The organism is Neorhizobium sp. JUb45 (assembly GCF_004343585.1).
GTDB lineage: Bacteria > Pseudomonadota > Alphaproteobacteria > Rhizobiales > Rhizobiaceae > Neorhizobium.
Genome location: NZ_SLYW01000003.1, coordinates 309,913 through 321,451 on the forward strand (window position 1 = coordinate 309,913; position 11,539 = coordinate 321,451).

At 61.6% G+C, this 11,539-nt stretch carries 3 protein-coding genes (1 of these 3 cut by a window edge); 2 read left to right on the forward strand and 1 reads right to left on the reverse strand.

All coding sequences use genetic code 11. From position 1 onward, the window contains the following. On the reverse strand, positions 1-8,810 hold the beginning of the coding sequence (locus EDF70_RS29995) for an Ig-like domain-containing protein (RefSeq protein WP_165932029.1). The gene continues 19,438 nt to the left of window position 1, outside the view; 8,810 of the gene's 28,248 nt are visible here — the first part of the coding sequence; its start codon is at positions 8,808-8,810; the stop codon falls past the left edge of the window. A 474-nt stretch (positions 8,811-9,284) separates the two neighbouring features. Between EDF70_RS29995 and EDF70_RS14120 the strand changes: the two genes are divergently transcribed. Together EDF70_RS14120 and EDF70_RS14125 are read left to right on the forward strand one after the other, a co-directional pair. After that, positions 9,285-10,727, forward strand: a complete 1,443-nt coding sequence (locus tag EDF70_RS14120; protein WP_245519166.1) for a TolC family protein — start codon at positions 9,285-9,287, stop codon at positions 10,725-10,727. Positions 10,728-10,746: 19 nt separating this feature from the next. Next, positions 10,747-11,538 (forward strand): efflux RND transporter periplasmic adaptor subunit, encoded by a 792-nt coding sequence (locus EDF70_RS14125; RefSeq protein WP_132274421.1) that lies wholly within the window; start codon positions 10,747-10,749, stop codon positions 11,536-11,538. Position 11,539 lies beyond the last annotated feature (1 nt).

An 11,539-nucleotide genomic window follows, 5' to 3' on the forward strand; every position in this document is an offset into this window, starting at 1 on the left:
TCATTGGGATCGGAGAAGCCGAAATCGGCGGTGCTGAACGTGTAGCTCACGTCCTCGGCAATCGTCACCGTCTTGTCGGTGCCCGAAGGCGCATCGTTGACCGCCGTGATGGTGATCGTCGCGGTATCGATATCGGTCAGCGCCGGCCCACCGGTATTGCCGTTATCGTTGGTGGTCATGGTCAGCGTGACGCTGTCGGTCGAATTGGCGGCAGGGGTGAAGACCGGGCGGTTGCCACTGGCCAGATAGGTGTTGATGGCGGAAAGCGTGCCGGTCAGCGTGATCGTGCCGCCGTTGACGACGGCAACGGTGACGCCGCCGGACGAGGAGGCAGCCAGGCCGCCGGAGCCGACAGACAGGGTGACCGTGACATTGCCGGTGCCGGCATCGGGATCGGCGATCGACAGGCCGGCCAGCGGCAGGGCATTGTCTTCCAGAACCGAGAAAGTCGGCGGCAGCGTGTTGACCGGCGGCTTGTTGACGGCCGCGACGGCGACGGTGACGGTAGCAGTTTCGGTCGCGCCCCCGGAGGTGACGGTATAGGTGAAACTGGTAACGCCGGCATAGGCGTTGTTCGGCGTGAAGATGAGCTGGCCACCGGCGGTCAGCTGCACCTGGCCTCTGTCTACCGTGACCGGCGCACCGCCGGCCGTGATGGCAACACCACCGACAGCGGTGATGGTGCGGCCCGAATTTTCAAAACTGTCATTGGCAAGGACGGAGATCGCCACCGCCGTGTTTTCCGGCGTCGATGCTGTATCGTCGACGATATCGGCAACACCGGTGACCGTAACGGCGATATTGGAAACGGTCGGTGATCCGACCTTGCCGTCCGTCGTCGAGATGGTGATGCCGCCGGCCGCACCGTAATAATCGGCGGTGGGCGCATAACTTGCGCCGGCAAGGGCTGCGTTGATCGCTGCCTTTGTGCCGGAGAAGGTCATCGTGGTGTTGGACGTGCCATTGCCGGTGGTGAAGGTCAGGCCGGCAATGCCCGAAAGCGAGAACGTGCCGTTGGCGGCGGTGATGGTGACGGTCAGGCTGGTGTCATCGACATCGCCGACGATGATGGCATTGCCACCGGCAGAGGAGAAGGTGAGCGTGCCGTCTTCGGTCATGCTCTGCGCACCTGGCACAGTATTGACCGGCGCATCGTTGACCGGCGTGACATTGACGGTGACGGTGGCCGTTTCAGTGACCCCGCCCGAGGTGACCGTATAGGTGAACGTCGTCTGGCCGTTGAAATCGGCAGCCGGCGTATAGGTGATCGAGCCGTTGGCGAGGAAGGTGACGGTGCCTTGCCCGGCCGGCGGCTGGGTGACGGAGGTGATGACCGGCGTGCCTTCGAAATTGTCGGCGGAACCGCCACCAACGCCGGTGATGGCGTTGAAGGTGATCGGCGTATCTTCAAGCGTGGTCACCGTATCGGCGACGATATCAGGAACGGCCGTGACGGTGACGCCGATCGTATCGGTATCGCTGACCGTGCCGTCGGAGGTGACGACCGTAATCGTGTCTTGACCGTTGTAATCGGCGGTGGGGTTATAGCGCAGGCTGGCGAGCACGGCGTTGACCGCGCTAGCGCTGCCGCTGATCGTGACGGTGCCTGAATTGTTGTTGCCGATCGTGGCGCCACCGGCCGCGGTGACGGAGATCGTGCCATGCGCGACGCTGACCGTCGTCGTCAGGTTGTCGCCATCGATATCGGTGACGGAAATGCCGCCGATCGCAAGCGTTGTGTCTTCCGCCGTCGTCTGCGCGCCCGGCACGGTGTTGACCGGCGCATCGTTGACCGGCGTGACGGTGACGGTGACGTTGGCGGTTTCGGTGACACCGCCGGAGGTGACCGTGTAGGAGAACGTGGCCGGACCATTGTAATTGGCAGCCGGTGTAAAGGTCAGGGTCCCGTCGGCATTGAGGCGAACGGTGCCATTGGTGACGGCGACGACACCGTTGACCGCAATCGCAGTGCCGTTGACGGCCGAAATGGTGCGGTTAGCATTGGTGAACGTGTCGTTGGCGAGAACGTTGATCGAAACCGCACTGTCTTCCGCGACCGTGGCCGTGTCGGCGACGATGTCGGCAACGGCATTGACGGTGATGATGCTGGTATCGGTATCGGTCAGGCTGCCATCGCTGCTGGTCATCGACAGCGTGACGGGGCCGTTATAATCGGCCACCGGATTGAATTTTGGTGCAGATGCGGACGCCAGATAGGCGTTGATATTGGCGAGCGTGCCGGTGAGCGTGATGGTGGCGGTGCCCGTGCCGGAGACCGTGACGCCACCTGCGCCAACGGCGGTCATCGTGCCGGAATTGACCGCGAACGTGACCGTCATCGTGCCCGAACCGACATCGGCATCGGTGAGCGTGATGCCGGCGAGCGTCAGTTGCGTGTCTTCATTGACGCTGAAGGTCGCAGGCAGACCGTTGACCGGCGCATCGTTGACCGGAATGACCGTGACGGTGGTGATCGCCGTGTTGGAATTCAGTGCGCCGTCATTGACGGTGACAGAGATGCTGCGCGGCGTCGAACCCGGATCGCTGGAGGTGGAGCGATAGAGAACCTGCTGTAGTGCCGCCTGATATTCCGCCTTGGTGCCGGCACCCGTCAGGGTAAGGCGGAAATTGACGGGGTCATAGCTCGCGGTGATGGCGCCCGGCAGTGTGCCCGACACGATGAGAACATCGCCCGCCACCGCATTGGTGATGGTGATCACTGCGCCCGCCATGCTGGTATTGTCGATATCGATGATCGACACGTCGGCATCGGCGATCGAGACGCCCGCACCCTTTTCCGTATAGCTGGTGGCAAAGCCGGTGCCGGCACCGGATGCGTCGAGATCGAGCACCGGCGCATCGTTGACCGGCGTGACGGTGATGATGCTGGTATCGACATCCGTCAGCGTGCCGCCCGAGCCGGTATTGCCGCCATCGCTGGTGGTCATCGTCAAGGTGACATTGCCGTTGAAATCGGCCACTGGGGTGAAAACCGGGCGCGATGCGGCGCTGGCCAGATAGGCGTTGATATTGGCGAGCGTGCCGGTGAGCGTGAGGCTCGCCGTGCCGGAACCGTTGACGGTGACACTGCCGCCGGCCGTTGCCGACAGAAGGCCGGAATTAACGCTGAGGACGACCGTCATCGTGCCGCTGGCGGCATCGACATCTGTTATCGCCAGGCCGGCAAGGCTGAGCGCGGTATCCTCCGCCACCGAGAAAGTCGGCGGCAGCGTGTTGACCGGCGCATCGTTGACGGCGGCAATGGTGATCGTGCGGGTATCGATATCGGTAAGCTGCCCGCCCGAGCCGGTATTGCCACCATCATTGGTGGTCATTGTCAGGACGACGGCACCATTGGCATTGGCGGCGGGATTGTAAAGCGGCACCGCGCCGGATGCGAGATAGGCGTTGAGATTGGCAAGCGTGCCGGTGAGCAGCAGTGTGCCGGTACCGGAACCATTGACAGTGACATTGCCGCCGGCCGTAGCGGTGATCGTGCCGGAGGGAACCGAAAGCGTGATCGTCATCACACCGGTGGCGGCATCGACATCGGCGACGGAGAGGCCACTCAGCGCGACCGCGACATCCTCATTGGTGGACCAGCCGGCGCCCGGCAGCGTGTTGACTGGCGCATCGTTGACGGCGGCGACATTGACGGTGACGGTTGCGGTTTCGAAAACGCCACCCGAATTGACGGTGTAGGTGAAACTCGTCTGGCCGTTGAAATTGGCTGTCGGCGTGTAGGTGATCGTGCCGTCAGCATTGAAGGTGACGGTGCCCTGCCCTGCTGGCGGCTGGGTGATTGCACTGACGAAACGGGCCGGATTGGCAAAGGTATCGGCGGTGGCGCCGCCGGTGCCGGTCAGCACGTTGAACGAGATCGGCGCGTCCTCGACCGCCGCGATCGTATCATTGGTGGCATCGGCCACAGCCGTGACGGTGATTGCCACCGTATCGGTATCGGTGAGCGAACCGTCGGATGTGACGATGGTCAGCGTGTCGGAACCGTTGAAATCGGCATTGCCCTGATAGCGCATCGAGGCCAGCACGGCATTGACCTGCGCCAGCGTGCCGGAGACAGTAACGGTCGCCGTGCCGACGCCCGTTACCGTACCGGAATTGGTGACCGACGGCGACAGGATGCCGTTGGTGACGGTGAGCGTGACCGTGACGTTGGTGCTGTCGACATCGCCGACAGAGATGCCGCTGATCGGCGTCATCGTATCTTCGGCAATCGATTGTGCGCCGGGCACGGTGTTGACCGGCGCATCATTGACGGCAATGACATCGACGGACGCAATTGCAATGTTGGAGTTGAGTGCGCCATCATTGGTGACGACGCTGATGTTACGGGTAACCGTCGAGGGGTTTTCCGAGGTCGAGGAATAACGCACCTGCTGCAGGGCAGTCTGATAGGCGGCCCTCGACGCCGAACCGGAAATCGTCAGGGTCGAGGTGGCTGGGTCGTAGACCACCGACGTGATGCCGGAAGGCAGCGTCCCGGTAAAGGACAGCACGTCGCCGGCCTGCGGATTGGTGATCCTGACGATGACCGACGCCATGTTGGCGTTGTCGACATCGGTGATCAGCGCATCCGAGGCGACGATGGCGACGCCCGTGCCATTTTCCGTATAGCTGGTCGAATAACCGGTGCCGCTGCCGGCAGCGCTCAGATCGAGGATGGGCGCGTCGTTGACCGGCGTGATGGTGATGGTTGCGGTGTCGGTATCGGTCAGTGCGCCGCCACCGGTATTGCCCCCATCATTGGTGACCATGGTCAGCGTCACCGCGCCGTTTGCATCCGCCACCGGCACATAGACGGGGGCTGCCGCGCTGGCGAGATAGGCGTTGATATTGGCAAGTGTTCCGGTCAGCAGCAGCGAGTTGCTGCCGGAGCCACTGACGGCGACATTGCCGCCAGCCGTCGCGGTGATGGTGCCGGTCGGCACCGAAAGACGGACCGTGATCGTGCCCGAAGCGGCATCGAGATCGGTGACGGCAAGGCCGATCAGCGCAACACTGGTATCTTCGTTGGTGGTCCAGCCGGCCGGAATGGTGTTGATCGGCGCGTCGTTGACGGCGGTGACCGCCACCGTGGTGACGGCAGTGTTGGAGGACAGCGCGCCATCACTGATGGACACGTTGATGCTGCGGCTGGTGGCCGTGCCGCCATTGGTCGGATTGTCGGATGTGCTCGAATAACGGACCTGTGCCAGATAGCTCTGGTAGGCTGCCTTGGTGTCGGAGCCGGTGAGCGTCAACGTAAACGTCGCGGCATTATAGGAGACGGTGATATTGCCCGGCAGGGCTGCCGCCATGGCAAGAACGTCGCCGACCTGGCCATTGGTGATAACAACGGTTGCCGAAGCCATGTTGGCATTATCGACATCGATAACCGACGTATTGGCGGCCGATGTGATGGCGATGCCGGCGGCATTTTCCGTGTAGGCGGCGCTGAAGCCGGTGCCGGCGGCACTGCTGTCGAGGTCGAGCACCGGCGCGTCGTTGACGGGATTGATGGTGATGGTGCGCGTGTCGGTATCGGTCTTGGTGCCGCCGATGCCAGTATTGCCGCCATCGCTGGTGACCATGGTCAGGGTAACCGCGCCATTGGCATCGGCGACCGGGACATAGACCGGGGCGGATGCACTTGCGAGATAGGCATTGATGGCGGCAAGCGTGCCGGTGAGCGTGATCGAACTGCCCGAACCGCTGACGGTGACGCCGCCGGCGCTGGTGGCGGTGATCGTGCCGCTGCCGACCGACAGCGTGACCGTCATGGTGCCGGTGCCGGCATCCGGATCGCCAATCGACAGGCCTGTCAGCGCGATATTGGTATCTTCGTTCGTGGTCCAGCCTGCGGCTGGCAGGGTATTGACCGGATCGTCGTTGACGGCGATGACGCTGATCGTCGAGGTAGCAATCGGCGAAGAGAAGGCACCGTCATTGACGGTGACGTTGATGACGCGGGCCGTGGTGCTGGGATTGTCGCCGGAATTGGAGAAGGTGATGTTGCGGATTGCCGTGGCATAGGCTGCCTTCGTGGCGCTGCCCGTCAGGTTGATGGTGATCTGCCCGGCAACCGATGTATCGATGCTGCCGGTGATGCCGGCCGGCAAGGTGCCGAGCGCCAGCAGATCCCCCGCCTGTGCGTTGGTCAGCACGATGGATGCTGCGCGCATGTTGGCGCTGTCGAGATCCCGCACGCTCGCGGCAGCAGCGGCAATGTTCACGCCGGCGCCGTTTTCCGTGTATGTGGCCGAATAATTGACACCGGGGCTCGCATCGACATTGGTCAGCGCGCTGACGCTATCGATAAAAATGTCATCCGTGCTTGGAGCAAGGCCCAGAATGCCGCCCGTGGCGGAATAGCTGAACACCAGAGCGCCTGATGCCGCCACCGTCGACGGCAGATTGATCGTGACGGCGGTCCGGGTCCACGCCGCGGTGTTGACCGCGGAGGCGGCAACGGTGGCCGGCGAGCCGCTTGCGCCGTTCAGATAGGTGATGGTCGCGATATTCGGCGTTCCGCCCGTGACACCTGTCGAGACACGCGCATAAACGACACCGCCGATGGAGATATCGAGCGTCGCTGGCGTCGTGTTATCCGTCGAGCCAAGGATGCCGGCATTGTTGCTCCAGCCGACTTCGAACGTGAGCTGGGCTGCCCCGGATGGAGCAAGGCCATCGTTCCAGCCGGACAGTCCGGTCTGCGTCACCGTGCCCGTGCCGCCGGTATCCGTCCAGGCGAAGCCATTGTTGACAATACTGCCGCTGCCGGAAACCGTCCAGCCGGTTCCGCCGGGGGCGGCGCCATTGGAAACGATTTCCTGGCTTACCGTGCCGGAGTTCAGATCGACTGTGGGGCCGACGGCATTATAGCCGAAATCGGCGGTCAGCACCGACGCGCCGATGGCGCCTATCGACACGGAGCGTGTGGTGGCAGTCGTGGCGGGTGAACTGCCGAGTGCGCCGTTGGTATCGGTAACGCGGACGACATACTGGCCCGGCAACACGCCGGTAAACAGATAGGCGCCGTTGATGTTCGTGGTGTCTGTCGCAATCACGCGCTCGCCGGAATCGGCAACGCCATTGTTGTTGACGTCATCCACCAGCTGCACCGTAACGCCGGAAATGCCACCGTCAACGCCCGCTTCGAACGTGCCGTTGCCATTGTTGTCGTCGAACACGATATCGCCGATGGACGCCGTCGGCGGGGTCCAGGTGGCCGCATCGCTGACGAGCGTCGACAATGCCGTCGTGCCATTGGTGGTGATGGTGAGGGCGGAGCCGACGGTCGCACCCGTCGTCGGGTTGAAACGCTGGATGATCGGCGTGCCATTGGTGGTCAGTGCGCCGACGACATAGGAATTGCCGGCCGCATCATTGGCACCCTGCGTGGCGCCGGGATTGGTGAAGGTACCGGTGACGGCAACGCCGGTGGTTAGATTGTAGCGGGTGATGCCGGTGCCGGTGATGCTGAGCAGATTGCTGTTGGTGGCATCGATGGCAAAGTCGCCCCAGTCCGTGCTGGCGAGATTGGAGCCGAAGGTCGAAACGCCGGCCAATGTCTTGCCATCCGGCGAAAAGGTCAGGCGCCAGATCTGGGCGTCACCGGCACCGGATTCCACGCCGAGATAAAGCGTGCCGCCATAGAAGGCCGCCGCGCCACTGCCGAGGCCACGCGTGCCCAGAACAACATTGGTAATGGAACCGTTGCTGCCCAGATCGTTGTCGATGAGGATGTGGGTATTGTTGATGAAGTCATAGGCGAACAACGCCCTGTTGGTGCTGGCCGATGCGGAGTCGGTGTAATAGATCAGCCCGTTCGCCTGATCGACGGCCAGCGAATTGATGGTGTCTGACATGGTGATGCCGCCGACGGAGCCGGGCACAACCGTGATCGCCGTTGCCTTGCCGGTGGCCAGATCGACGCTGTAGATCGTTCGCTCGGACGACACCAGAACCGCACCGCTGCCGACCGAAGCCTGCACATTGAGCAGTTCCGCATAATGTTCCTGCGCATCGGCAGAAACGACGGATTTGGTGCTCACTTCGCCGTAGCGATATTCCAGCGTCCAGTCGCCGCCCTTGGCGGTCGCACCGGTCGCATCGTCCGATGCCGCGATATCGGCGCCGGTCTGATAACCCATCATCCGGGCAGCACTTTCGCCGAGTTCGCCGCGGGCAAAATCACAGCCGTAGATGAGAATATCGGCATCGTCAGCGAGCGAGGAGCGCAGGCTCTGCAATTCGTCCGCATATTCATCGGCCATCGATTCGACCGTCAGCGTCGCCGTGCCGAGGTAAAGGCGGCCTTCATCGCCATGGGAGATGATGTGGATGGACTGGACATTGTCCATGCCCCGCAGCGCTTCCGCCAGCTGCTCGACGCCGTCGCGTCCGCTTTCCAGAACGACGAGTTCGAAATCACCTTCGATGCCCTGCAGAAGTGATTCGTAGTTCGGCACCGAGCTGTCGACCACGACGACCTGCCGGCCGGCCCCGGATGTCGCGGCCTCAGTCGTGGGTTGTACACCCGTATGGGCGCCTTCGGCCGCGGCCGTCAGCGCGCGCGTAAGCGCGTCGCTTTCACGCGTGTCGGAAACCGCCTTTTCAGCGGCTTCATGGGTGGCTGATTGATCTTTCTCCTGAGCATGTTCGAGCGTCGCTGCACCGGCTGCATCGAAGGCAATACGCTGCTCAAGCTCCATCAACATGGAACCGAAGCGATCCTGCCCCCTCGCCTTCTGTGTTTTCGCCTTCTTCTTCGGAAGAGGCTTTTTCGGGCGAGTGAAATGCTCGTTCATGACTTACCTTCCCGCGCATAAATGGCCTGGACACTACGTCCAGATTTTGCGCCGGCGGGCTTTTTGAACCCACCTGACATCAGCGATCGCATTAACCGGTACGCAATATTAGGATTCAGTTGTTTACCAAATTACAAACAGCAGCTATTAATTTTAGCAATACATGATGTTTTGGAAACCCCGTATTTTTCCGGCACATCATGAAAATCATTCCGCGCTTGCCTCAGCCTGTGCGCGAGGTTTTTTGGCGACCACACGTTCATTAACTCTAATATGTTAGGCGCTTATTAATCATATTCGTAAATGTTAAATCAGCCGTGGGTTTTCTTTCTTTCCGTTCAGCCTCTCTTAGGTTGATCTGCGAATCCTGACGATGTCCGCGGTCCCTGTCAGCTGTATGCGGCAGGTGTTTTTGCGGGTCGTAATTGAGGTGTAGCGGTGAAATTTCCCTATTTATGGATTGTCCCGGTCAGTTTGATTGCAGTCGGGTGCTCGGTAAAAACCGAACCACTCAAAGCCGAGGCAAACGTTTCCTTCGCCAATGACAAGCTGGTGAGGGCGACCGCGAACCAGGAACCGATCACCGGCTCGATCGATCTTTACGAGGCCATGGCGAGGGCCCTCAAATACAACCTGGATACGAAGGTCGAAATCATGGAGGCTTCGCTGAAGCTTCGTGAAGCCGACCTCGTGAGCTACAGCGCACTCCCTAAACTCGTCACCGGTGCCGGTTATGCCGGCCGTGACGAAGGCGATCCGACGACCCCTTCGACCCGCGATCCGAACGTGCGCACCGCCGATCTGACCTTCTCCTGGAACGTTCTCGATTTCGGCCTGTCCTATGTGCGCGCCAAGCAGGCGGCCGACCAGGCTCTCATTCAGGAAGAGATGAAACGCCGCATCGTCAACAAGGTGATCGAAGATGTGCGCACCGCCTATTGGCGGGCGGCAAGCTATCAGCGCCTTGTCGGCCGCATGCGGGCACTCGAAGGACGCGTCGCCCGAGCGTTGCGCGAAACCCGCGGACTTTCCGGCAGCGGCGAGGCCTCACCGCTGGTGGCGCTGACCTATGAACGCGAACTCATCGAGGTGAAACGCGAAGTGGAGCAGCTGGAAGGTGAACTGAGGGTCGCCAAGAGCCAGCTGGCGGCGCTGATGAACATCACGCCCGGTACCGACTTCACGCTGGCGCTGCCCAAACGCAGCATGCCGAAACTGAGCGTGCCGGACAATCTTTCGGAAATGTATCGCATCGCCGCATCGAACCGCCCGGAAATGCGCGAAGTGGCTTACCGCATGCGTATCAACGAGCAGGAGGTCAATGCGGCCCTGCTCGACATCCTGCCGGGCTTCAGCGTCTATGCCGGCAAGAACTATGACAGCAACGACTTCATCTCCGATCCCAACTGGGCCTCATGGGGCGCCAAGGTCAGCTTCAACGCGATGAAGCTTGTGGCTCTGCCGGCGACCAACAAGAAGATCGAAGCGGAAAAAGAGGTGCTGGATGCGCGCGCACTATCCGTCGCCATGGCCGTGATGACGCAGGTTCATATCAGCCGCGCCCGCTTTGCCCATCTCAACAAGTCCTATTCGACGGCAGCGGCGCTTTCCAACGTCTCGCATCGCATCCTCAATCAGGTACGGGCAGAAACAAAAGCGCAGAAAACCAGCGAGCAGATCCTCATTCGCGAGGAAATGAATGCGCTGGTGGCCGATGCGAAGCTCGATATGGCCTATGCCGACATGCAGAATGCCTATGCCAATGTCTACGCCTCTCTCGGCGTCGATCCTTTTCCGCGCGGCCTGACCACGAAGGAAAGCGTTGCCGAAATTTCCACGCGCATGAAGGCGCTGTGGAACGAGGGCGGCGGTGCCGCGGTGATTTACGTTAAGCCCGAAACAGCGAGTATCCAGTAACCGCATAACGAGGTCGATCATGACCGATCGGACAGATTTTTCGACCCATGGAACGCGCCCGCATCTTTGCGGCGCGTTTCTCGCCGTCTGCCTTTTCGGCACATTCGCCAGCATCAGCATCGCCTCCGCACAGGCCGGCAACGAAACGCTGCGCGGCATCGTCAAGCCGGTCAACGAAGCAATGATCGCCTCCGACCTGACCTTTCCGATCCGCGCCCTGCCCTTTCGCGAAGGCCAGAGTTTTGCCAAGGGCGATACGCTGGTCGAATTCGAATGCGGCGATCTGGCAGCCCAGGTGAAATCGGCAGAAGCAATGTTCCGCGCCGAACAGATCACGCTGGAAAACAACCAGCGACTGGCAAAATCGCGTGCCGTCGGCAATTTCGAGGTCGATCTTTCGCGCGCCAAGGCCGATCAGGCCGCCGCCGAACTGGAGGGTTTTCGCTCCAAGATGGCCCGCTGCATCATCCGTGCGCCCTATGACGGCCGTATCGCCGTGATGCGGGCGCATACGCATGAGATCCCCGAACCGAACCAGCCGATGATGCAGATCGTCAGCCAATCGGATCTGGAGATCGAGATCCTTCTGCCATCCGACTGGCTGCGCTGGCTGAAACCGCGCAGCCGCTTCACCATCCGGATCGACGAGACGGGAAAAAGCCTCGGCGCCGAGATCGTTCGCATTGCCGCCGTGGTCGATCCGGTCAGCCAGACGGTGAAGGTGACCGGGCGGTTCTGGAATGGCGCCGACGGCGTGCTGCCGGGCATGAGCGGCCCGACCACGTTCGAAGACGTGCCGGCGAGCGAGTAGC

Excerpts from the sequence above, each read along its gene's own strand:
- EDF70_RS14125 (WP_132274421.1), top strand. The coding sequence starts at position 10,747 with ATGACCGATCGGACAGATTTTTCGACCCATGGAACGCGCCCGCATCTT.